The sequence below is a fragment of the Sphingomonas sp. Leaf28 genome, from assembly GCF_001421685.1.
Classification (GTDB): Bacteria; Pseudomonadota; Alphaproteobacteria; order Sphingomonadales; family Sphingomonadaceae; genus Sphingomonas; species Sphingomonas aurantiaca.
This window is the reverse complement of record NZ_LMKX01000011.1, coordinates 76,779-98,670: the sequence shown is the minus strand read 5'-3', so window position 1 is coordinate 98,670 and position 21,892 is coordinate 76,779. Positions and strand designations below refer to the sequence as shown.

At 65.7% G+C, this 21,892-nt stretch carries 23 protein-coding genes and 1 tRNA gene; 12 read left to right on the top strand and 12 right to left on the bottom strand.

Going from position 1 to position 21,892, the window contains the following annotated elements; genetic code table 11:
* Window positions 1-2 precede the first annotated feature (2 nt).
* On the top strand, window positions 3-260 hold the full coding sequence (locus ASE79_RS18065; RefSeq protein WP_056419993.1) for a SemiSWEET family transporter: 258 nt from the start codon (window positions 3-5) through the stop codon (window positions 258-260).
* Window positions 261-506: 246 nt separating this feature from the next.
* Here the strand turns inward: ASE79_RS18065 and cmk are convergent, their stop codons facing one another.
* Window positions 507-1,142: a (d)CMP kinase gene (gene cmk / locus ASE79_RS18060; protein ID WP_056419990.1), complete on the bottom strand. Its 636-nt coding sequence runs from the start codon at window positions 1,140-1,142 to the stop codon at window positions 507-509.
* Between the two features lies 1 nt (window position 1,143).
* Complete coding sequence (aroA, locus tag ASE79_RS18055; RefSeq protein WP_056419987.1) at window positions 1,144-2,478, bottom strand: 3-phosphoshikimate 1-carboxyvinyltransferase; 1,335 nt, start codon at window positions 2,476-2,478, stop codon at window positions 1,144-1,146.
* A gap of 99 nt (window positions 2,479-2,577) precedes the next feature.
* Between aroA and ASE79_RS18050 the strand changes: the two genes are divergently transcribed.
* Entirely contained in the window at window positions 2,578-2,904 is a 327-nt protein-coding gene (locus tag ASE79_RS18050) for a TIGR02300 family protein (protein ID WP_031395784.1), read from the top strand.
* Between the two features lie 82 nt (window positions 2,905-2,986).
* A tRNA-Ala gene (locus tag ASE79_RS18045) sits at window positions 2,987-3,062 on the top strand.
* A 116-nt stretch (window positions 3,063-3,178) separates the two neighbouring features.
* On the opposite strand, the gene ASE79_RS18040 is transcribed toward ASE79_RS18045, so the two are convergent.
* The 3 genes from ASE79_RS18040 to ASE79_RS18030 form a co-directional block, all read right to left on the bottom strand.
* The gene (locus ASE79_RS18040) at window positions 3,179-4,984 is read right to left on the bottom strand and encodes an autotransporter domain-containing protein (RefSeq protein WP_056419984.1); all 1,806 of its coding nucleotides are present in this window, start codon (window positions 4,982-4,984) and stop codon (window positions 3,179-3,181) included.
* 104 nt (window positions 4,985-5,088) lie between these two features.
* A complete protein-coding gene (locus ASE79_RS18035; RefSeq protein WP_056419981.1) occupies window positions 5,089-6,087 on the bottom strand; it encodes an inorganic phosphate transporter in 999 nt (332 codons plus the stop codon).
* A gap of 183 nt (window positions 6,088-6,270) precedes the next feature.
* The gene (locus ASE79_RS18030; protein WP_056419979.1) at window positions 6,271-7,389 is read right to left on the bottom strand and encodes a DUF47 family protein; all 1,119 of its coding nucleotides are present in this window, start codon (window positions 7,387-7,389) and stop codon (window positions 6,271-6,273) included.
* Window positions 7,390-7,583: 194 nt separating this feature from the next.
* Here ASE79_RS18030 and ASE79_RS21480 point away from each other — a divergent pair, with 194 nt between their 5' ends.
* Complete coding sequence (locus tag ASE79_RS21480) at window positions 7,584-7,748, top strand: hypothetical protein (protein WP_199860947.1); 165 nt, start codon at window positions 7,584-7,586, stop codon at window positions 7,746-7,748.
* A 39-nt stretch (window positions 7,749-7,787) separates the two neighbouring features.
* Here the strand turns inward: ASE79_RS21480 and ASE79_RS18025 are convergent, their stop codons facing one another.
* The gene (locus ASE79_RS18025) at window positions 7,788-9,113 is read right to left on the bottom strand and encodes an MFS transporter (protein WP_056419976.1); all 1,326 of its coding nucleotides are present in this window, start codon (window positions 9,111-9,113) and stop codon (window positions 7,788-7,790) included.
* Between the two features lie 115 nt (window positions 9,114-9,228).
* On the opposite strand from ASE79_RS18025, the gene pgsA reads away from it, so the two are divergent.
* From pgsA to ASE79_RS18010, 3 genes are read left to right on the top strand one after another with little or no spacing between them, the layout of a single operon-like run.
* On the top strand, window positions 9,229-9,780 hold the full coding sequence (pgsA, locus tag ASE79_RS18020; RefSeq protein ID WP_056419973.1) for a CDP-diacylglycerol--glycerol-3-phosphate 3-phosphatidyltransferase: 552 nt from the start codon (window positions 9,229-9,231) through the stop codon (window positions 9,778-9,780).
* A 2-nt stretch (window positions 9,781-9,782) separates the two neighbouring features.
* Window positions 9,783-10,040, top strand: a complete 258-nt coding sequence (gene moaD / locus ASE79_RS18015; protein WP_056419971.1) for a molybdopterin converting factor subunit 1 — start codon at window positions 9,783-9,785, stop codon at window positions 10,038-10,040.
* Window positions 10,037-10,474, top strand: coding sequence for a molybdenum cofactor biosynthesis protein MoaE (locus ASE79_RS18010; protein WP_056419968.1), 438 nt, complete (start codon window positions 10,037-10,039; stop codon window positions 10,472-10,474). The genes moaD and ASE79_RS18010 overlap by 4 nt, the downstream gene beginning before the upstream one ends.
* 124 nt (window positions 10,475-10,598) lie before the next feature.
* Here ASE79_RS18010 and ASE79_RS18005 read toward each other — a convergent pair whose 3' ends face one another.
* The 3 genes from ASE79_RS18005 to ASE79_RS17995 all read right to left on the bottom strand — a co-directional run bounded on the left by ASE79_RS18005 (window position 10,599) and on the right by ASE79_RS17995 (window position 13,039).
* On the bottom strand, window positions 10,599-11,219 hold the full coding sequence (locus ASE79_RS18005; RefSeq protein ID WP_056419965.1) for a fasciclin domain-containing protein: 621 nt from the start codon (window positions 11,217-11,219) through the stop codon (window positions 10,599-10,601).
* 135 nt (window positions 11,220-11,354) lie between these two features.
* The gene (locus tag ASE79_RS18000; protein WP_082445435.1) at window positions 11,355-11,981 is read right to left on the bottom strand and encodes a fasciclin domain-containing protein; all 627 of its coding nucleotides are present in this window, start codon (window positions 11,979-11,981) and stop codon (window positions 11,355-11,357) included.
* Window positions 11,982-12,136: 155 nt separating this feature from the next.
* Complete coding sequence (locus tag ASE79_RS17995; RefSeq protein ID WP_056419963.1) at window positions 12,137-13,039, bottom strand: hydrogen peroxide-inducible genes activator; 903 nt, start codon at window positions 13,037-13,039, stop codon at window positions 12,137-12,139.
* A 148-nt stretch (window positions 13,040-13,187) separates the two neighbouring features.
* Here ASE79_RS17995 and ASE79_RS17990 point away from each other — a divergent pair, with 148 nt between their 5' ends.
* Both ASE79_RS17990 and ASE79_RS17985 read left to right on the top strand, forming a co-directional pair.
* Window positions 13,188-13,733, top strand: coding sequence for a peroxiredoxin (locus ASE79_RS17990; RefSeq protein ID WP_055879693.1), 546 nt, complete (start codon window positions 13,188-13,190; stop codon window positions 13,731-13,733).
* A 130-nt stretch (window positions 13,734-13,863) separates the two neighbouring features.
* Window positions 13,864-14,382 (top strand): carboxymuconolactone decarboxylase family protein, encoded by a 519-nt coding sequence (locus ASE79_RS17985; RefSeq protein ID WP_056419960.1) that lies wholly within the window; start codon window positions 13,864-13,866, stop codon window positions 14,380-14,382.
* A 190-nt stretch (window positions 14,383-14,572) separates the two neighbouring features.
* Here ASE79_RS17985 and ASE79_RS17980 read toward each other — a convergent pair whose 3' ends face one another.
* Window positions 14,573-15,346: a sulfite exporter TauE/SafE family protein gene (locus tag ASE79_RS17980; RefSeq protein ID WP_156359757.1), complete on the bottom strand. Its 774-nt coding sequence runs from the start codon at window positions 15,344-15,346 to the stop codon at window positions 14,573-14,575.
* 177 nt (window positions 15,347-15,523) lie between these two features.
* Here ASE79_RS17980 and epsC point away from each other — a divergent pair, with 177 nt between their 5' ends.
* Window positions 15,524-16,228, top strand: a complete 705-nt coding sequence (epsC, locus tag ASE79_RS17975; RefSeq protein ID WP_056419957.1) for a serine O-acetyltransferase EpsC — start codon at window positions 15,524-15,526, stop codon at window positions 16,226-16,228.
* A gap of 16 nt (window positions 16,229-16,244) precedes the next feature.
* Window positions 16,245-16,586, top strand: coding sequence for a DUF2794 domain-containing protein (locus tag ASE79_RS17970; protein WP_056419954.1), 342 nt, complete (start codon window positions 16,245-16,247; stop codon window positions 16,584-16,586).
* A gap of 136 nt (window positions 16,587-16,722) precedes the next feature.
* Here ASE79_RS17970 and ASE79_RS17965 read toward each other — a convergent pair whose 3' ends face one another.
* Both ASE79_RS17965 and pncB read right to left on the bottom strand, forming a co-directional pair.
* A complete protein-coding gene (locus ASE79_RS17965) occupies window positions 16,723-19,620 on the bottom strand; it encodes a TonB-dependent receptor plug domain-containing protein (protein WP_056419951.1) in 2,898 nt (965 codons plus the stop codon).
* A 169-nt stretch (window positions 19,621-19,789) separates the two neighbouring features.
* Window positions 19,790-21,094 carry a nicotinate phosphoribosyltransferase gene (gene pncB / locus ASE79_RS17960; protein WP_056420523.1) on the bottom strand — a complete coding sequence of 435 codons (1,305 nt, stop codon included), beginning with the start codon at window positions 21,092-21,094 and terminating at the stop codon, window positions 19,790-19,792.
* Between the two features lie 82 nt (window positions 21,095-21,176).
* Here pncB and ASE79_RS17955 point away from each other — a divergent pair, with 82 nt between their 5' ends.
* Window positions 21,177-21,779, top strand: a complete 603-nt coding sequence (locus ASE79_RS17955) for a cysteine hydrolase family protein (protein WP_056419948.1) — start codon at window positions 21,177-21,179, stop codon at window positions 21,777-21,779.
* The last annotated feature ends 113 nt before the right edge of the window (window positions 21,780-21,892 follow it).

Below are 21,892 nucleotides of genomic sequence, written 5' to 3'. Positions count from 1 at the left end.
ATTTGAGCGAACGCGGCATTCTCGTGCTGGGCTGGATCGCCACGGCGACGGCGATCGTGATGTATCTGTCGTATATCGACCAGATCATGCTGAACCTCGGCGGGCAGAAGGGTTCGGTGGTCCAGCCGTTCGCGACGATGGTCAATTGCGGGCTTTGGGTGGCGTATGGCGTGCTGAAGAAGAAGCGCGACTGGCCGATCGCGGTGGCGAATTTTCCGGGGGTGGTGCTTGGGGCGATTACGCTGGCGACGGCGCTTTAAGGGGGAGGCGGCTGCCAGCTTGCCTTGTTCTCCCGCGAAGGCGGGAGCCCAGTCTGGGTCCCCGCCTTCGCGGGGAAACAGTGTTAATGCACGGAGCCCTAACCCAACCCAAACACCACCCCGGCGAAGGCCGGGGCCCAAATGGGGGACGGTACTGGCCTAGGATAGCGCTTCGTTACGGCGAATTTCCCAATTGGGCCCCGGCCTCCGCCGGGGTGGTGTTCCTCTCCTTGTGAGAGGAAAGGCTTAAACCGCCGCCTTCTTCGCCCGCTGCGCCTCGACCAACGCCACCGCGCGCTGCACCGAGGCCTCGATCGACAGGAAGCTCGTATCGAGCAGCGCCGCATCCGCCGCCATCACCAGCGGCGCGGTCGATCGCCCACTGTCGCGTGCGTCGCGGGCGCGGATGTCTGACAGGACGCGGTCTTTGCTCGCCGTCCCGCCGCGTGCCTGCAACTCCGCATGCCGCCGCTGCGCGCGAATATTTGGGGTCGCCTTCACGAACAGCTTGGCGTCCGCATCGGGTGCGATCACCGTCCCGATATCGCGCCCGTCGAGAATCGCGCCGCCCTCCTGCGCCGCGAACCGCTTCTGCCGCTGCATCAGCGCCGCGCGGACCAGCGGGTGCGCGGACACGATCGAGGCCAGCGCGCCGATATCGTCGTCGCGCAGTGCCGGATCGGTCATCATCGCATCGTCGAAATCGCACGCCGCGACCGAGTCGGCTTCGCTCTCGGGATCGAGCCCCATACGCGCCACGTTCAACGCGACCGCGCGGTACAGCAGCCCGGTATCGAGGTAGGGAAGCTTGTAATGCTTGGCCAAGGCGCGCGCGATCGTGCCCTTGCCCGATGCCGCCGGGCCGTCGACTGCGATGATCATCTTAATTCCCCTGGCCGGTAAGCGCGTCGAGCGACCGGAAGAACACGGGGTAGCTCGTCGCCACCGGCGATACATCATCGATCGTGACGGGCTCGTCGCTCCCAAGTCCAGCCACCACCATGCTCATTGCGATGCGATGATCGAGTTTCGAGGCCACCCGAGCGCCACCGCGAATCGCCGCGCCACCCGACCCGGTGATCGCCATGCCGTCCTCATATTCCTCGCACACGACGCCGCACGCCTCGAGCGCGATCCGCATCGTCGTGATCCGGTCCGATTCCTTGACGCGCAGCTCGTGCGCACCGCGCGCGACCGTCGTGCCGGTCGCGAACGCGGCGGCGACGAACAGCACCGGATATTCGTCGATCATGCTCGGCGCGAGGTCGGCGGGCACCTCGATCGCGGTCAGGGGCGCGTGCCGCACCCGCAGGTCCGCGACCGGCTCGCCGCCGACGGTCCGCGAGTCGAGCTCGGTGATGTCCGCGCCCATCATGCGGAGCGCCGTGACGATGCCGATCCGTGTCGGGTTCAGCCCGACATTGCGTACCACGATATCCGACCCCGGCACGATCGACGCCGCGACCAGCCAGAATGCCGAGGACGACGGGTCGCCCGGCACGACGATGTCCTGGGGCCGCAGCTCCGCTTCCCCGGTGATCGAGATCACGCGGCCCGCCTCGGTCTCATCGACGGTCAGCTTCGCGCCGAACCCGGTCAGCATCCGCTCGCTGTGATCGCGCGTCGCGACCGGTTCGATCACCGTCGTGATGCCCGGCGTGTTGAGCCCCGCCAGCAGGATCGCCGACTTCACCTGTGCCGACGCCACCGGCAGCGTGTAGCTGATCGGAACCGCGGGGCAGATCCCGCGGACCATCAGCGGCAGCTTGCCGCCGGGCGACGCGGTGATGTCCGCGCCCATCTGCGACAGCGGCGCGATCACGCGGCCCATCGGCCGTCCCGACAGCGAGGCATCGCCGGTAAAGGTGCAGGTGATCGGATGGCTCGAGACGAGCCCCATCAGCAACCGCGTCGAGGTGCCCGAATTGCCCATCTCCAGCGCGGTCTCGGGCTGGAGCAGCCCGCCGACGCCGACGCCGTCGACGACCCAGATGCCGTCGTCCTGCCGCGCGATCGTCGCGCCCATCGCACGCATCGCCGCCGCGGTGGCGAGCACGTCCTCGCCCTCCAGCAGCCCGGTGATCCGGCTGGTGCCGACCGCGAGGCTGGCGAACATCAGCGCGCGGTGGCTGATCGACTTGTCGCCGGGAACCGCGATCGAACCGGTCAGGGGACCGCGCGCGACCACGTCGAGCGGCTGGGGGAGGGGGTGTGTCATGGGCCCGGGCTTTTGACAGTGGCCTTGCGCTATGGCAAGGCGCGCCCACTTTGCGAGGGTATCCCCCCGCAATCCATTCATCCGAAAGGTTCTATCGGCATGATCAAGCCGGAATGGGGCACGAAGCGTTCGTGCCCGAAATGCGCGACGCGTTTCTACGACCTCGAAAAAGCCGACCCCGTGACTTGCATCGAATGCGGGTATGCGTGGGAGCCCGAGCCCATCCTGAAGTCGAAGCAGCCGCTGCCGTTCGAGGTCGCCAAGCCCGACACCAAGAAGCCCGATGCGGATCTCGAGGGTGACGAGGAAGAGGATATCGCCTCGATCACCGGCGAGGACGAAGAGCCATCGGCAGACGACGAAGTCGATCTGGGCGGCGACGACGACTTGGGCGTCGAGACTCCGCAGGACGAGCACGAGCGGTAATTCGAATAAATTTGGCAAGCGGTGTTTACGCCGCTTGCCAACCCGGGCGGCTCCGGTTAGTGAGCCGCCTCCCAACGGGAATGGGGCCGTAGCTCAGCTGGGAGAGCGTTCGCATGGCATGCGAAAGGTCAGGGGTTCGATCCCCCTCGGCTCCACCATTTCCGTTGATGATCGGTCCACAGGGCCGGTGGCCCAGATCGTATAGACAAGGCCTTTGGCCGGTCTGGGACCTGTCCGGGATGCACACTCTGCACATCCCGAACCAGCACCATCTCTAGAACGCCGCGGATAGCCCGGCGAATGCCGTCACGCTGTCGCGATCGTCGCGCAGCGCGTACCCCGCGACGCCCGCGCGAAGCGACAATTGTCCGGCGACCGTGCCGTCGACGCCCATCGCATAGCTCATATAGTTGCGATCGGCGCGTTCCACCGTGCTCGTGAAGCTGATCGGCGCGCCGGTCGGCGTCATCGTCAGCGTGCGCGGGTCGTCGTCGAACTCGCGCTCATAGCCGGCGCGGGCGAAGAATCGCACGGGTTGGCCCGGTACCGTCCGAATCACCGCACCGAAGCGGCCGGTCAGGCTCTCGATCTCCTGCTTGCCGAACGCCGCCGCGGTCGAGAGGCCGCCGGCCTCCGCATAGCCCGCGATGCGGACTCGGTCATATTGTGCGGCGAGGTCGGGGCCGAAGGCTACGCCACCACGCGTGATCAGGTCGAACGCGGCGGTGATCCGTCCCGCGACATACGTGCCGTCGGTTTCGCCCTCATGCGTGCGCAGGGCAGGTCCGAGCTGAACGCTGCGGCGGATATGGCGATAGTCGATCTCGCCATAGGTCCCGTCCGCGAGCAGGCGCACCGGTCCAAGCTCGCCGCGCGCATAGCCGCTGACCGACCAGGCACGCGGCTTGTAGGTGCCGGCGCCGGCCTTGAAATCGCCCGTGCCGTCCGAATAGCCGCCGGCGATGCCGACCCCGGACGCATCGCCGATCGCGAGGTCGGCGCCCGCGGTGCCGCTGAACCCGCGTTCGGTGACGCCGACGCGCTGCGCCGAAGTGCCGCTCGCATAATAATGATAGCCGGCACTGCCGAACACCGACAGCGCCTGGCCGTCGCGTTGCGCGCCGCCGCGCTCTGCCGCTTCGATCAGGTCGCGCTGGCCGCGGAACATCGCCTGCGCGGCATAACCGAGCCCGGCGATCTGGTCGGGGGCCTGGACGAGGCTGGCGATCGCCTGGCCCTGGATCCGCTGCGTCTTGCCTGACGGGTGGACGCTGTCGGCGAGGATATAGGTCTCGTTGGCGTCGGCCGAGACGAGCGTCGCGCGTGTGCAGGCGAGCGACGAGGGCACCGTGCACGCGACGCCGGTGATGTTGGTGTAGCCATAGGTCGCAGGGCTCGCGACGAGCTCGCCGAACAGCCGGTCGGTATCGAAATACAGCGCGTTGACGTTCGCCGCCGCCAGCGCGGCCGCATAGGTCCGGTTGAACAGCTGCAACCCCGCCGCGCCGCCCGACTGGACCGCGAGCGTCACGATCCGGCTCGCACCCGCGGCCTGGAGCCGGCTGACCTGCGACGCGAGCTGAGTCGCGGCGGTCGTCAGGATCGCGGTATTGGTGCTGCCCCCGGCCTGGAACGCGAAATAGTCGTTCCCGCCGCCCTGGATATAGACGAGATCGCGCGCGCCGAAGGTGCCGCCTGCGGCGAGGAAATTGGTGATCTGCGTCGTGACCGGGATCGACAGCGCGTTGGCGGCGGTAACGCGCGCGCCGCCGACCGCATAGTTGGTCCCCCCCTTGCCGTAGACCGGATCGAGCGGGAGCCCGAGTCGCGCGGTGAGAACTTCGGGTGCGACCGGATCGGGGTTGGTTGTGAAGCTGCCCGCGTCGCGCGCCAGGCGCGGGTCGAGCGTCAGATAATAGCCGCCGTCGGCGAGGCTGTCGCCAAACACCACCATGCGGTTATAGGGTTCGCTGCCCGATGCGCTGGTTGCGTTGGTCGTCGTGCTGGCGGTCTGTGCGTGGCCCGGACTCGCGACGCTCAGCGCGGTCCCCAACAGCAACGCCGTATAGGTCGTCTTCATGATACCCTCTCCCTGGCGGCGAAGGATCACTGTCCTTCGCTCGCCGGGGAGTGTCGTAGGGCTTTACGATTGCGTCAATAGACTGAGTTTGGCCGTCAAACCGTTCAAACGAACAGTCCGACCAGCAGATACGTCCCCGCGCCGATCAGCCCGGCCGCGGGCAGCGTCAGCGTCCAGGCGACGACGATGTTGCTGGCGATGTTCCAGCGGACCGCGGAAAGGCGCCGCGCGGCGCCGACGCCAACGATCGACCCGGTGATCGTGTGAGTCGACGATACCGGGATGCCCCAGAAGGTCGCGGCGAACAGCGTGATCGCGCCGCCGGTCTCTGCACAGAAGCCCTGTGCCGGGGTGAGGCGGGTGATCTTCGACCCCATCGTATGGACGATCCGCCAGCCACCCGACAGCGTGCCGAGCGCCATCGCTGCCTGGCACGACAGCACGACCCAGAGCGGCACGTGGAAAGTGCCGCCGAGCAGCCCCTGCGAATAGAGCAGCACCGCGATGATCCCCATCGTCTTCTGCGCGTCGTTGCCGCCGTGTCCGAGCGAGTAGAGCGCGGCGGAGATCAGCTGGAGCTTGCGGAACCGCTTGTCGACGCCGAGCGGGGTGAGCCTCAGGCTGGTCCAGGCGACGAGCAGCACCAGCACGAGTGCGAGCATCAGCCCGATCGCGGGCGAGGCGAAGATCGCGACGACGGTCTTGATCACGCCGCTCCACACAATCGCGCCGAAGCCGATCTTGGCGATGCCGGCCCCCAGCAGGCCGCCGATCAACGCGTGGCTGCTGCTCGACGGGATGCCGAGCACCCAGGTGATGACGTTCCACGCGATCGCGCCCATCAGCGCGGCGAAGATCACCTGCGCATCGATGACATGCGCCTGGACGATCCCGGTGCCGACGGTCTGCGCGACGTGCAGGCCGAAGACCGCGAACGCGATGAAGTTGAAGAACGCCGCCCACAGGACGGCATATTGCGGCTTCAGGACGCGCGTGGAGACGACGGTGGCGATCGAGTTCGCCGCGTCGTGCAGGCCGTTCAGGAAGTCGAACAGCAGCGCGATGCCGATCAGGCCGATGAGGAGGGGGAGGGAGAGGATCATCCGCGTCCACCTACGGGTACGCGGATTAGGGGAACCGCCGCTCCCTCAACCAAGCTACCACCCCGGCGAAGGCCGGGGCCCAGTTGGAGAGGTCGCAGTAAGAGCGCGCCGTCCTCAGTTATCACGGTCCCCCAACTGGGCCCCGGCCTTCGCCGGGGTGGGGCACCTATCGAAGACTGACTCTCAAGCATGGTCGATGACCAGCCCCTGGATCTCGTTCGCGACGTCTTCGAAGCGGTCGACGATCTTTTCCAGGCTGCTGTAGATTTCGCGGTTGATGATGAACGTCATCGGGTCCGCGCTGATCTTCGAGGCTTGGAACAGCGCGCGCAGGCCGGTGTCGTGGATGTCGTCGGCATGCCCCTCGATCTGGATCAGCCGCGCGGTCAGGTCGTGCAACCGGCCCGCATTGGTGCCGAGCGAGCGGAGCAGCGGGATCGCCTCTGCGGTGATCCGCGCGGCCTCGACGATGATGCCCGCCATGTCGCGCATCTGCGGGGAGAACTCGGTCACCTCGTACAGCGCGATCGCGTTGGCGGTGCCGTTCATCTGGTCGATCGCGTCGTCCATCACGCCGATTAGGTCGGTGATCGCGCTGCGGTCGAACGGCGTCACGAACACGCGGCGGACGTCCTGCAGGACCTCGCGCGTGATATCGTCGGCCTCGTGCTCGCGTTTGACGATCTCGGCGATCTGCCCCTCGATCGAGCCTTCGCCGTGGAGCAGCCGTGCGAGTGCATCGGCACCGGCGACCAGCGTCGCGGCATGCGCGTCGAACAGTTCGAAGAACCGTCCCTGCTTCGGCATCAGCGACTGGAACCAGCCCAGCATCGGAATTCTCCTTTTCGCACTCGTGCGTACGACGGGTAAGATACGTTGCGCGAGCGTCGCCGGGATCGGCGGCTCGCGGAAAGCAGCGATAAGCGCCTTCAGGCCGGGCTCATTGACAGCCTCCGCCGCGCGATCAAGCGTAAACCAGCGCGTGTCGCGCTGATGCCGCTCGGGCCAGTCGTCGAGTTGCTCGACAAAGGCGAGCGGAAACACCGTCACGATCATGTCGCGGTAGCGGCCGGTGCGACGCCGTTTGCGGTAGCCGAACTCGCCGACCGCGGTGGGGCAGGGGATGCCGCGAATCCCCGCTTCCTCATACGCTTCCTGCGCGGCGGCCTCGTGGCTGGCGAGCCCGACGATGGGATTGCCCTTGGGGATCACCCAGCGACCGGTATCGCGTGAGGTGATCAGCATCACGCGGGCATGGCCGTCGCTGTCGATGATGTAGGGAAGTGCCGCGATCTGCTGGATAATTCTGATCCTTTGCCCCGCAGAGTCGCGGCGATTCGCGCGAGCTTATACGGCAGGACGGGGCAGGAACAGGGGGCGCCGGACGGCTTTGGCGCGGCGTCCGGCGCGGTGATTCCGTCCCATTCCCGGACGGCGCCGGCTTAACCACTTTTCGCGCTGGTCGATTTAGTAAACGCGGCGTTAACGTTTGCATCATGACCAGACGCCTAGTCCTTACCAACGAAGCCGCCCGCCATCCGCTGCGCCGCGCATTACCGCCGCCCGTGGCCGCGAATCCCAGCGACGACGATCATGACATCAAGCTGTTTCTGCTGAGCTTCGCTGCGTTCTTTACCTGCTTCTACAGCTTCTTTCTCTGAGCGCAGACGGCGGGTCGGCCGCCTGACTTCATAATCCGCCTAGTGGTGAAGCCCCGGCAGGCATCCATTCGCGTCGTCGTCGCAGGCAAGGTGCAGCTTCTGTGCCAGCCAGGCCGAGACGAGGCACATCGCAGCGACCAGGAACAGCATGTTCTCCGGCGTCACGCCCAGCGCAGTGATGCCGATGACCAGGATCGAGCCGATCGTCATCGCGCCCGAATTGACCACGTTGTTCGCCGCCACCGTCCGCGCAGTCTGGTCGCGTTCGACCGTCGTCGTCAGGAACGCGTAGAGCGGCACCACGAACATCCCGCCGGTGATCGCGATCGCCAGCAGCGTCGCCAGCACGGGTATCGCGCCTGGCTGGCGGATGAACCCCGCCCAGTCGTAGAACTGCCCCGGCGGCGCAGGCGTCCAGTTCCGCGCGAGGAACGAGAACAGCACGACGAAGCCGCCCATCGCGATGACCGACGCGGGTGAGAACTTCGCGGAGATGCGCCCGCGGAGCATCGAGTTGATGACCACCGACCCAATCGCGACCCCGACCGAGAAGACCGCGATTACGAAGCTCGCGACGCGCTCGTCGGCGGTGAGCACGTTCTTCACCAGCGGCGGGAACACGATGATCAGCACCGCGCCGATCGTCCAGAAGAAGCTGATCGCGATGATCGCGAGGAACAGCCGCGGAATGTGCAGCGTCGCGCTGATCAACCGCCACGACGCGGTGAACGGGTTGTAGTCGAGCTTCAGCGGCGGCCCCTCACGCGGGGCGGGCGGGACCTGGCGGCCGGAGAACCAGCCGATCACCGCGACGATCAGCACGCTGGCGGCGGCGCCCTCGATCGGGATCCAGCCCGCCGTCACGGTGCCGAGCAGGATTGCGAGATAGGTGCCCGCCTCGACCAGCCCGGTGCCGCCGAGCACGTCGCCTGGGGCCAGATGCTGCGGCAGAATCGCGTATTTGATCGGGCCGAAGAATGTCGAATGGACGCCGAGGCACAGCACCGCGCCGAGCATCAGCCCGATCCCGAGGCTCGGGTGGCCCGCGCGCGCGACCATCAGGCCGGTCGCGCCGAGCAGCATGATGCCGATCTCGACCGTCTTTACGATCCGGATGATTCGCGCCTTGTCGTGGCTGTCCGCCAATTGCCCCGCGAGCGCGGACAGCAGGAAGAATGGCAGGATGCCGAGCCCTGTCGCCAACGCGTTGAAATTGGCCTCCATCTTCGGATCGTTGAAGACGGCATAGGTGGCGAACAGGACCATCGAGGTCTTGAACAGGTTATCGTTGAACGCACCGAGAAACTGCGTCGTGAACAGGGGCAGGAAGCGACGTTGCTTCAGCAACCCAAGGGCATTGAGCATGACGAGAAATAGCCCTGATCGTTGCGAAAATACGCGAAACCCTTAGCCCAGCGTCATCGTCGCGCCAACGCTTAAACCGGTTTCGCCCCGCGACCGACCGGTATAGAGGTGGTGGGTGCTAAGCTTGCCTAACCTCCTGACATTGTCGCGGATCGTCGCGGTGCCCCTGCTGGTCTGGTTCCTGTGGTGGCCCGACTGGGAGGCGGGCTATGGCATCGCCTTCGTGCTCTACTGCCTGATGGGCATCACCGACTATTTCGACGGCTATCTCGCGCGGTCGAGCGGCGCGGTGTCGCGGCTCGGGATTTTCCTCGATCCGATCGCGGACAAGATCATGGTCGCGGCGGTGATCCTGATCCTGGTGGGCACGCGCGATATTCCCGGTGTCCACGTGATCGCCGCGCTGGTGATCCTGCTGCGCGAGATCGCGGTGTCCGGTTTGCGCGAGTTCCTGGCGCAGGTGCAGGTGTCGGTGCCCGTGTCGCAACTGGCGAAGTGGAAGACGACGCTGCAACTCGTATCACTCGGCGGGATCATTCTCGGCGGTGCGGTGCCCGATATGGCCTGGGTGCATAATGTCGGCATCGTCGCGCTCTGGGGCGCGGCCGTTCTTACCGTACTGACCGGATGGGATTATCTCCGCGTCGGCCTGAAGCACATGGACTGAGCATGACGATACGGATGGTGTATTTCGCCTGGGTCCGCGAGCGGATCGGCACGGGCGAGGAAATGATCGACCCGCCTGTCAGCGTCGTGACGGTGGCCGACTTGATCGACTGGCTCGCCAAGACCAGCGCGCCGCACGCCGAAGCATTCGAGAACCGCGCGCGCTTGCGGGCGGCAATCGATCAGGACTTCGTCGCGCTCGATACGCCAATCGGTGCGGCGCAGGAAATTGCGATATTTCCCCCGGTGACCGGCGGATGATCCACATCTCGGTCCAGCAGTCCGCGATCGACATCGCGGCGGAAATGGCTCGCGCCGAGGCGGCGGGGGCAGGCGCAGTCGCGACCTTTACCGGTCTGGTGCGTGCGGATGACGGCGTCGGTACGCTCGAGCTCGAACATTATCCCGGTGCAACCGAGGCGGCTTTGCTCAAGGTTGCGGAGGGGGCGGTCGCACGCTGGAGCCTGTCCGCGGCGATCATCGTGCACCGGGTCGGGCCGATGCATCCGGGTGAGCGGATCGTCTTCGTCGCGGCGACCGCGGCGCATCGCGGTGCGGCGCTCGAGGCGTGTGCGTATCTGATTGATCGGCTCAAGACTGACGCGCCCTTCTGGAAGCGCGAGACACGTGGCGCTGCGTCGAGTTGGGTCGAGGCGCGCGATCACGATCACGCGGCTGCTGCTCGCTGGGAATAGGCGGTAAGTTTAATCAGGAGTTGGGCTCCCGCGAAGCCAGAAGCCCAGACTGGATCCCCGCCTTCGCGGGGAAACAGGGCAATGCGGGCCGCGCTCTCCGTGGAGGTCGCGGCCCGTGATCGCGTTAGCCGAGCTTCGGAACGCTCATGCCGTTGGTCAGGTGGACGACGCCGTTCGTCTCCTTGATGTCGGCCGTATCGACGTACGCCTTGATCCCGGCGGTATCGGTCAGCTCGATGTTGCCGTTCGGACCGACCGACGCGATCAGGGGCTGGCCGGCGAGCGTGGTCAGCGTGGCCTTGCCACCGCCCGCGGTGATCTGCGCCTTCAGCTGCTCGGACGTGATGGCACCGGCGACGACGTGATACTTGATGATCGTCGCCAGCGTTGGCGCCGACTCAGGCTTCAGCAGCGTGTCGAGCGCGCCGGCGGGCAGACGGGTGAACGCCTCATCGCTGGGGGCGAACACGGTGAAGGGGCCGGGGCCTGCGAGCGTGGTCTGCAGCTTTGCCGCGGTAACCAGCTTGGTCAGCGTCGCGCGGTTCGGCAGCGTCGGCAGTGCGGCGGCGATCGTCGTCGTCGGCGCGGCGGTCGGCGCTGCTGGAGCGGCGGCTGCGGGCGCCGCCGGGGCCGCCTGCGCCGTACGCGCAGCGGTCGTCTCGACAGGGGCCGTCTGTGCGACCGCGCCGGTGGCAAAGACCATGCCCGATGCGGCGGCAATCATAAGGTTCGTCTTAAAAGTCATCTGTGACTCCAAATATAATGGACGGGACAGTTGGAAACTCAGTGCAAAAGCTAGGGTCAGGGTAGTCGCATCTGCAATGTTTTGGCGGACCAGCCGTAGCATCGATGCGATGAACCGAACCCGGAGGCCTTTGAATCAGCTCAGTTTCGGGACGATTACACCGTTGACGACATGGACGACGCCGTTCGACTGGCGAACGTCCGCAGTCTCGACATAGCTCTTGTTGCCGTTGACGTCGGTCAGCGTGATCACTGCGCCGACCAGCGTCGCGGTGATCGGATCGCCCTCGACCGTGGTTAGCGTCGCGGTGCCGCCGCCGGCCGCGATCCGCTGGCGCAGATCGTCCGCGGTGATGACACCCGGCACGACGTGATAGGTCAGCACCTTGGTCAGCGAGGCCTTGTTCTCGGGCTTCAGCAGCGTATCGACCATGCCGGGCGCAAGCCGTCCAAACGCGTCGTTGGTCGGTGCGAACACCGTGAAGGGACCCGGACCGGACAGCGTCCCGACCAGATCCGCTGCCTTCACCGCGGCGACGAGCGTCGACAGGTTCGGGGCGGCCGAGGCATTGTCGACGATCGTGCGCGTGGCCATCATTGGCACGCCGCCGACCGTCGGGTTGGCGACCGCGGGCGGACCGTTCGGTACGGCGAGCGCGGGATTGGTTGACGGACTGGCCACGTCGTCCTTCGATTTGCCGCTGCATGCAGCGAGCGCCAGCGCACTCGTCATCACCAGTAGCGGAAGCGTCTTCGACATCATCGGATCTCCAGCGGAAAGTGCGGAAGATACGATCGAACGTCGAGATGGTTGCGCATCCGTCCCGATCAGACGTCGGGCGATCGATCGGGCGGGGCATGGTCGAGACAGCCGCCCGGCCCCCGACGGTCGCGCGCACATGGAGAGCGGCAGACGCTTTATTGAATATCGGCGAGCGCCTTTGCCAACAGCTCAAAGTCCTTCTCGCGCGGGCTGGCGCGGCGCCACACCAGTGCGATCTTGCGCACCGCGTTGATCTCGTCGAGCGGCCGTGCGGTAATGTTGGTATTGTCCAGGATGCCGGCCTTCAACGCCATCTCGGGCAGCATCGTGATGCCAAGCCCGTTGTCGACCATCTGCACGATCGTGTGCAGCGAGGTCCCCAGCATCGTCGCCTCCGCGCGCAGCTCGGGGCGATTGCACGCCCCCAGCGCATGATCCTTGAGGCAATGCCCGTCCTCGAGCAGCAATAGCCGGGTCTCGTCGATCGCCGATGCGGGGATCGCGGGCAGCGCGGAGGGCACCTCGCCCGATGGGTAGGCGACGAACAGCCGATCCTCGAACAGTGTCTCGGCCGTCACCTCGCCGCAAGCATAGGGGAGTGCCAGCAGCACGCAGTCGGTGCGCCCGTTATGCAGCCCCTCGCAGGCCGCACCACTGGGCTCCTCGCGCAGGAACAGCTTCAGGTCGGGATAATCCTTTCGCAACCGCGGCAGGATGCGGGGCAGCATGAATGGCGCAATCGTCGGGATCACGCTCATCCGCATGTCGCCCGACAGCGGCTGGCCGGCGGCACGCGCCATGTCGCCCAGCTCCTCCGCCTCGCGCAGCACGCGCCGCGCCTTGTCGGCGATCGAATCACCCAGCGGTGTGAACCGGACGACGCGGCGCGTACGCTCGACCAGCACCACGCCGATGAGTGTTTCGAGCTCGCGAAGGCCCGCCGACAGCGTCGATTGCGTCACGAAACACGCTTCGGCGGCGCGGCCGAAATGACCATGGTCCTTCAGCGCCACCAAATATTGCAGCTGTTTCAACGTCGGTAGGTAAGTCGCAGCCATTAATCGCCTCTATCGATCATCAGGTGATAAATAGAGCGTTTGATCGATTACACCAGTCCCCATATACCGCATTGCACAACGAACGAGCGGGCCAACCGCCGCCAGTGAGGATGCCTGGAGCAAAGATTTTTCCCAGGAGGCTTCCATCATGTTGACCATCGGCGACCAGTTCCCATCGATGACCATCCCCGTCCAGCAGGGCACCGCAGCGCTGCCCGCCGGCGAGACGCTCGACCTGACGACGGCCTATCCCGGCAAGTGGAAGGTGCTGTTCTACTGGCCGAAGGACTTCACCTTCGTCTGCCCGACCGAGATCGTCGGCTACAGCGACATTCGCGGCGATTTCGAGGACCGCGATGCCGTGCTGATCGGCGCGTCGACCGACACCGCACACGTCCACCTCGCCTGGCGCAAGTCGGACGCGGACCTTGCCGCTGCTGACTTCCCGTGGTTGGCGGATAACGGCGCCAAGCTCGCCGACGCGCTCGGCATCGTCGACAAGAACGAGCATGTCGCGTTCCGTGCGACCTTCATCATCGATCCGGACAACGTCATCCAGGCGGTCCAGGTCAACGGCCTGAACGTCGGCCGCAATCCCGCCGAAACGCTCCGCGTGCTTGACGCGCTGCAGACCGACGAGCTGTGCCCGTGCAACTGGAACAAGGGCGACGACGTCCTCCAGCTCGCCGCGTAAGTAAAACGCCCCTCCCGCGTGCGGGAGGGTTTGGGGGAGGGCGTGTCCATTCGGACCGCCCTCTCTTTTTGCCTCCAGTCCCTCCCCCGACCCCTCCCGCAGGCGGAAGGGGAGTAGAAGGAAGAAGATCATGTCGCTCAAGGAATTCGCGGGGCAGCTGCCCGATTACGCCAAGGACATCCGTCTCAACGTCGGTTCGCTGCTGAACGAGACGCATCTGACCGATCAGCGCAAGTACGGCCTGCTGCTGACCTGCGCGCACGGCTCGGGCTACAAACCGCTCGTCGAGGCGGCCGAAGCCGAATGCGCGCCCAAGCTCAGCCCCGAGGCGGCCAATGCGGCGCGCGCGGCGGCGGCGGTGATGGCGATGAACAACGTCTATTATCGGTTCACGCATCTCGCCGGGAACCAGGAATATCGCAACATGCCGGCCAAGCTGCGCATGAACGTGATCGGCCAGCCGGGCATCGACAAGGTCGATTTCGAGCTGTTCAGCCTGGCGGTGTCGGCGATGAACGGCTGCGGCATGTGCATCGACAGCCACGAGCAGATCCTGAAGAAGGCGGGCGTCACCGCCGAGGCAATTCAGACGTCGGTCCGCATCGGCGCGGTGATGGCCGCCGTCGCGACGATCCACGCGACGCTGTAAGCGCTGTTCCCCTCCCGCTTGCGGGAGGGGTTAGGGGAGGGGCTGGCTGCGACTTTGTGTCGTCACCTGGCTGCGCCCCATATCCTCTGTCATCCTGACGAAAGTCAGGATCCAGAGCCATAAAGGAACGCGTCCCGTTACGCTGGATCCTGGCCTTCGCCAGGATGACGGAAAGTCGGGCGGCGAGGCTCTAGTGCCAGATCGCGCGGTAGAGGCCGAACAGACTGGTGATCGTCAGGATCACGCCGACCATGATCATCAGCGTCTTGGCCGGCACGCGCTTAGCCAGCATCGCGCCGAACGGCGCCGCGAGCACGCCGCCGATCAGCAGCCCTACCGTAGCCTGCGTGAACGCCGCCCAGCCGAGCTGGGTGATGAACGTCGCCGAGATCGTCGCGGTCAGGAAGAACTCCGCGGTGTTGACCGTTCCGATCGTGGTGCGCGGGGACGCCCCCTGAACAAGCAGGTTCGACGTCACCACCGGCCCCCAGCCGCCACCGCCCGCCGCATCGAGAAACCCGCCGATCAGCCCGAGCGGCTCGACGATCTTCGGCTCCTTCTGCTTGGGCGGGAAGCGCAGCCCGCGGTAGAGCAGATACACGCCGATCGCCGTCAGATAGGCGAGGATGAACGGCTTGGCGGTGCTCGCATCGATGTTCGACAGCACATAGGCGCCGAGAATACCGCCGATCACACCGGGGATCATAAGCCGCAGGAACAGCCGCCAATTGACGTTCTTGTGCAGCACATGGCTGATCCCCGACACCGCGGTGGTGAACGTCTCGACCGTATGCACGCCCGCGGACGCCGCAGCCGGCGGCACGCCGACCCAGAGCAGCAGCGTGTTCGAGATCACCCCGAACGCCATTCCCAGCGCGCCATCGACGACCTGCGCGGCAAACCCGACCAGAATGAACGGTATCAGCGTCTCGAAGCTCACGGTCGTCAGATCGAACATCGGCATCCCCTCAAAATCGCGGCCAACCTGCAACGTGCGGGCTTATCCCACAACAAAGATAGGCTTTACCCCGATCCCGGCGATCCGCGCCCGCATCCCGGCACGGGGCAAGGCCGGGCGGATGCGGTTCTGGAAATCGGCGGTTCGATATCCTAGATACGCACATCGCGAAGGGGACTGTCGATGTCGAGCGGATTACTGGCTTATCTGGATTCGATCCGCGCTCGCGATCCCGCTCCACATTCGCGCGCCGAGATCATGCTGTACCCCGGCGTCTGGGCACTCGGCTATCACCGCATCGCGCACCGCCTGTACAAGGCGAAATTCTATTTCCTTGCGCGGTGCGTCAACCACTGGTCGCGCTTCACGACCGCAATCGACATCCATCCCGGCGCGACGATTGGCCGCAACTTCTTCATCGACCATGGCTTCGTCGTGATCGGCGAGACTGCGGAGATCGGCGACGACGTCACGATCTACCAGTGCGTCACGCTCGGCGGCACCAGCCCCGACAATGGCGTGCAGGGCAAGCGCCATCCGACCATCTCCGACGGCGCGATCATCGGGTCGGGCGCACAGGTCCTGGGACCGATCACACTCGGCAAGCGATCGCGCGTCGGCGCCAATGCGGTCGTCACGCGCGACGTCGCGGAGGGGACGACCGTCGTCGGAATCCCCGCGCGGACGACCACGATCGAGGGTGGCAACGCGCCTGAAATGCCGCGGTTCGTTCCCTATGGCACGCCGTGCACCGAGATGTTCGACCCCGCGACCCAGAAGATGGAGATCATGCGCTGCGAGCTCGAGACGATGCGCAAGCGTCTCGACGCGCTGCTCGCGGACGGGCAGGGCGAGGACCGCCTAGAGGATCGTCGCGACCGCGCATGAACGAAAAGCGCACCTGATGGGTATCGTCACCCCGTTCCCGACCCCGTCCAAGGCGACCCAGATCGGCTTCGATCGGCTCGAATTGATGCGGATCCTCGATCTTTACGGCCGGATGGTCGCAGCGGGCCATTGGCGCGACTATGCGATCGATCTCGGCAAGGACGCCGCGGTCTTCGCCGCCTTCCGCCGCGCCGCCGAACGCCCCGAGTTCCGGATCGAGAAACGCCCTGCGCTGCGCAACAAACAGGGCATGTGGGCGCTGATCGGCGAAGGCGGCGCGGTGGTGAAGCGCGGGCACGAGCTGGGCCCGGTGCTCGCGCCGGTAGAGCGGCGCTTCATGAAGCTCGTCGAAAACTGAGGGGCTTCGTCGTCCTGATGACAATCAGGATCGAGAGTAACGCGCGATATCCGTTGTGACTCTGGATCTGACCTTCGTCAGGATGACGAAAGGGGGTGGCGGCCTGCCCGCTTAGGCTGACCGCCACCTCGATCGATCAGAGCCCCCAGGACAGGCGGATATAGCCGAACTGGCCCGGCACGTCGTAGGTCGTCGGATCGTAGTTCGGGCCCGTGCAGCTGTAGCAGGCAGGCGGATCCTGGTTGAAGATGTTGTTCACGCCGATCGTCAGCCCCAGCCGGTTCTCGAGCCAGCCCGGTGCCAGCGTCAGCTGGACATCGCCGTAGAAGGTGTTGTCGAGCCGCTTGCCGTCGGCTTCCTTCACGCTCTTGATGTAGCGCCCCGTGAACGAGGCGCGCATCAGGCCAATGTCCCAATCCACGACCGCGTTGCCCTTGAACTTCGGATAGGATTGTTCGGGTGAGCCGCGGGTCGTGCCCTGGTAGTTGGTCGTGGTGAAGCCGACCGTCGCGGGGAAGCTCTCGGCATATTTCAGCAGGATGTTGCCGTTGAGCGAGAGCCCGAACGTGCCCACCGAGGTCCGTGGCGAACGATAGACCGCGGTGACGTCGACGCCGCGCGTGCGGATGCCGCCGATATTCTGCAGCTGCGCGTTGATCCGCGAGATCAGGCCGTTAGGTGTCCGCGTGATGGCGGCGCAGCTCAGCGCGTCCGCCGCCTCCGCACAGCGGCTCAGCGTCAGCGTCGCATCGGTCGCCGCGATCGCGTCGTCGACCTTGATGTCGTAGTAATTCCCCTCGATGCTCAACTGGCTGGCGATGCCGCTCGTCCGTGCCCAGCTCGGGGCGTAGACCGCACCGAACAGCCAGGTCCGCGACGTCTCGGGCTTCAAGGCCTTGTTACCGCCGGTCAGGACGCCGAGCTGGCCGCCATTCGGCTCCTGGTAGCTGCCATTGGCAGGGACGCCGTTGGCGATGCAGTTCGTGCGCACGGTCGGCGAGGTCTGAAACGGCGAACCCGCGACGTTGGTGCAGGGGTCGTCGATCGACGCGTCCGATCGCGATTCGGCGCCGAACAGCTCGCCGATGCTCGGCGCGCGGAAGCCTTGCGCGTAGGAGGCGCGCAGCAGCAGGTCGCTGAACGGCTTCCACAGGCCGCTGCCGGTATAGGTCGTGTTGCTGCCGCTGATCGAATAGTTCGAATGCCGCACCGCGCCGCCCACTTCGAGCGACTTGATGAGTGGCGTGTCGTGGATCAGCGGGACGCGCAGCTCGGCATAAACTTCGTCCGAATTGAAATGGCCGCGCGCTGGCTGCGCGGGAATGTCCGCGCCGAGCCCGGCGGTGATCAAGGGATCGGGCGTGAAGCTGCCATATTGCACGCGGTGCTCATAGCCTGCCGCAATCCCGACCGGCCCGGCGGGCAGGTCGAACAGGTCGCCCGAGATGTTGGCGGTATAGTCCTCGAGGCTCTGCGAGCTGCGTGCCCGCTCGTCGAACGCGATATAGCCGAGCATTTCGGGGGTAACCGACCCGACGCCGCCGAAGATGTTGAACGGCACGCACGCCCCGGTGCAGTTAGCGACGGGCCCGAGCGCGCGGGCGAGATTGGCCGCGTTGATGTTGCCGGTGAACAGCTGCTTGGCATCGTTGAAGCCGAGGACCGCGTTGACGTCCCAATAGAATTTACGCGCGCCGATATTGAACGATCCATCCAGCGTCGCGGTCGCCGACATCGTGTCGACGGTCTGCGAATAGGTGCGCTGCCCTGCCTCGACCAGGCGGCGGCGGACCGTCGAGTAATTTGCCGGGCCATTGCCCGCGCCGCCCGCCGACAGCGTGTAGCCGAACGGGTTGTACGGGTTGGTTGCGTCGATCGAGATCGTGTCAAGCAGGTTGCCGTTGCCCGCGTCGGGGCCGAGCACCAGCGGCAGGAACGCCGCCTGGTTCTGCGAATTGCGGCGCGTGTAGTTCAGCTTCACGCGCAGGTTCACCGCGTCCGTCAGTTCCTGCTTCGCGCTGACGAAGAAGCCATAGCGTTCGGACGGCGTCAGGAAATAGTTGAACGGTGCGAAGTTGAAGCGGTCGGCCGACGTGAATGCCTTGAAGTCGCTGTTCGGCCCGGTCGGGTTGGCCGCATCATAACGCGGCCGCCCGGCGATCGGTCCGGATTTCAGGGTCAGGTTTTGCCCGCCGACTTGAAAGAACCCATTGGGCGTCGCACCCGAACAGCCGCCGATAACGTCGGAGCAGCTGGTCTGGCCGGGGTTCGGGAATTGCGAGATCGACCGATCGCCGGTCCGCACCGCCTCCTGCTTCACATAGCTGCCGCCGAAGACCACGCTCGTCCGCGGCGCCTGGATGCCGTAGCTGACGTTATAGTCCTGCGTATGCCCGTCGCCCTGCCGGAACGTGCCGAACTGGGCGGACGCCTTCAGCCCCTTTTGCTGCGACTTGGTGATGATGTTGACGACGCCGGCTAGCGCGTCCGACCCGTAGAGCGGCGACTGGCCTGACTGGAGGATCTCGATCCGCTCGATCGAGCCGACCTGGATCGTGTTGAGATCGACCGTCGACGGGATCCCGCTTGCCGATGCGCCGTTGACGAAGCGCAGGCCGTCGACCAGCACCAGCGTGCGCTTGGCGGTGAGATAGCGCAGGTCGATCTCGGCCGACCCGGCACCGACGCCGCCGCCGTCGGGCGGATTGCCGATGTTGCCCGAATTGTTGACCTTCGAATTCAGCCCGCCCGCCGCGCTTGGCAGCCGCTGGAGCACGTCGGCGACCGACGAAAGCCCGGTCCGCTGGATCGATTCCGCGTCGACCGTGACGACCGGCGATGGCTGATCGAGCGGGTTACGACGGATGCGCGATCCGGTGACGACGATGTCTTCACCGGCCGCCGCCTCTGCGGTTTGTGCAGTGTCCGCGGCGGGCGTGGTCACGGCTTGCGCCGATGCCGACGTTCCGGCGAGCATCGTCGCCAACGCCAGCCCACCGGCGCCGGCATACATCCAGGTCTTCAATACGCGCATCAAAAAGTCCCCCTGTTCGCGCCCGTCGCGACATCCCCGTCATTATCTTGTGACAGGATGATGGCTCAGGATCGGTACGAAGCAAGACGGGATCGGTGAATGGAGTAATTTTGTTACAGAATGCGCCGATTATGTTGCGCATCGGCAACGATCGGTTTGCCGGGTGGAATCACACCAAAACCGGGGTCACGGACCGGTCGGCTTCGCCGAAGACGCGGAGATAGCGCGCGATTTCCGCCGGTTCACCGGTCGCCTTGGCAGGGTTGTCCGACAGTTTGACCGCGGGACGGCCGTTCGCCTCGATCACCTTGCAGACCAGCGAGATCGGCTCCAGCGCCGCTGCGCCGTCGGGATCGCAGCCGCGGAAATCGTTGGTGAGGTTGGTCCCCCAGCCGAAACTCATCCGCACGCGGCCGTTGAAATGCCGATAGGTCTGCTCGATCGTGTCGATATCCATCCCGTCGGAAAAGATCAGCAGCTTGGTCCTCGGATCGACGCCCTGTTCCTCCCACCAGCGGATGATCTGCTCGCCGCCCGCGATCGGCGGCGCGCTGTCGGGGCGGAAGCCAGTCCACTCGGCCAGCCAGTGCGGCGCATTGCGCAGGAACGCTGTCGTTCCAAACGCATCGGGCAGCGCAATCAGCAGGTTGCCGTTATAATGTTGCCGCCAATGCTCAAGCACCCGGTAAGGCGCCTGCGCCAGCTCCGCGTCGCTCTCGGCAAGCGCGGCGGTCACCATCGGCAGTTCGTGCGCGTTGGTGCCGATCGCCTCGAGGTCCGCGTCCATCGCCAGCAGCACGTTCGAGGTGCCGATGAACCGGTCGCCAAGCCCTTCCTTCAGCGCCTCGACGCACCAGCGCTGCCACAGGAACCCGTGCCGCCGCCGCGTGCCGAAATCAGACAGCACCAGGTCGGGCATTTCGCGTAGGCGCTCGACCTTCTCCCACAACTTCGCCTTGGCGCGCGCGTAGACGATATCGAGCGCGAACCGGCCGCGGTTGCGCAGCGCCGCGCGTGATTTGAGTTCGTTGATGATCGTGAGTGCCGGGATCTCCCACATCGTCGTGTGCGTCCACGGGCCCTCGAAATGCAGTTCATATTGCCCGTCGACCTTTCGCAGGTCGTAGGCGGGCAGGCGGAAGTCCGCGAGCCAGGCGAGGAACTCGGGCCCGAACATCTTCTGCTTGCCGTAGAAGCTGTTGCCCGCGAGCCAGATCAGCTCCTTCTTGGCGAAGCCGAGCGTGCGCGCGTGATCGAGCTGCGCGCGCAGTTCGTCCTCGTCGACGATCTCGGCCAGCCGCACGGTCTTGGTCCGGTTGATCAGCGCGAAGGTCGCGGTGCCGTCCGGATAAACCTGCCGGATCATCTGCAACATCAGCAGCTTGTAGAAATCGGTGTCGAGCAGGCTGCGCACGATCGGGTCGAGCCGGAAATTATGGTTGTACGTCCGGGTGGCGATATCGGTCACGGCCATGCGCGTGGGCTCCTGCTTCATTCGGCCTGCGGGTGTCCGAGAAGACGCGAGTGTGTCAAGCAGCGGCCAAAGGAGACGGGCGATGTCGCGGTTCGTGGTCGTGGTGGATACGCAGTGGGATTTCATGGCCGGCGAGGGCGCGCTGAGCGTCGCGGGCGCGGCGGCGCTGGTCGCGCCGATGCAGGCGTGGCTGTCGGCGTTGCAGCCTGCAGACGTCGCCGGCGTGCTGTTCACCTTCGACACGCATTTCCGCGAAACCTACGCTGCGTCGCCCGAAGCCAAGATGTTTCCGATCCACTGCGTTCGCGACACGCCGGGCTGGGCGAACATGCTCGACATCGCGCTGCTCGATCTGGCGATCCCGGCATGGCGGATCGAGAAGGGGGTGTTCGACATGTGGGCCGAGCCCGGGCTGGCGATCGAGGACGCGCGCGATCCGGGCGCGCCATCGATCCCGCGCGAGGCGTTCTTCAGTCACCTGGCTGCGCAACACACGACGGACGTCATGGTGATCGGCGTCGCTGCGGACTATTGCGTCCGCTGGGCGGTCGAGGGGCTTGTCGAGCGCGGTTTCGCGGTCACCGTTCCGGCCGGCCTGACGCGCGGGATCGACCGGCAGATCGACACCGTCGCCGCGGAGGATTTCGCGGGCAGGCGGCTCACCATCTCCACCAGCCCGGCCTAATCCATGCCGGCAGCGGGCCGGCACGTCGATGAAATACTGCGGACAAGAATGCCGCGCATGCCGTCTCCGGGGATCTCGGAAGGGCAGAGTCATGCGCAGGGTCGTGCAGCGTC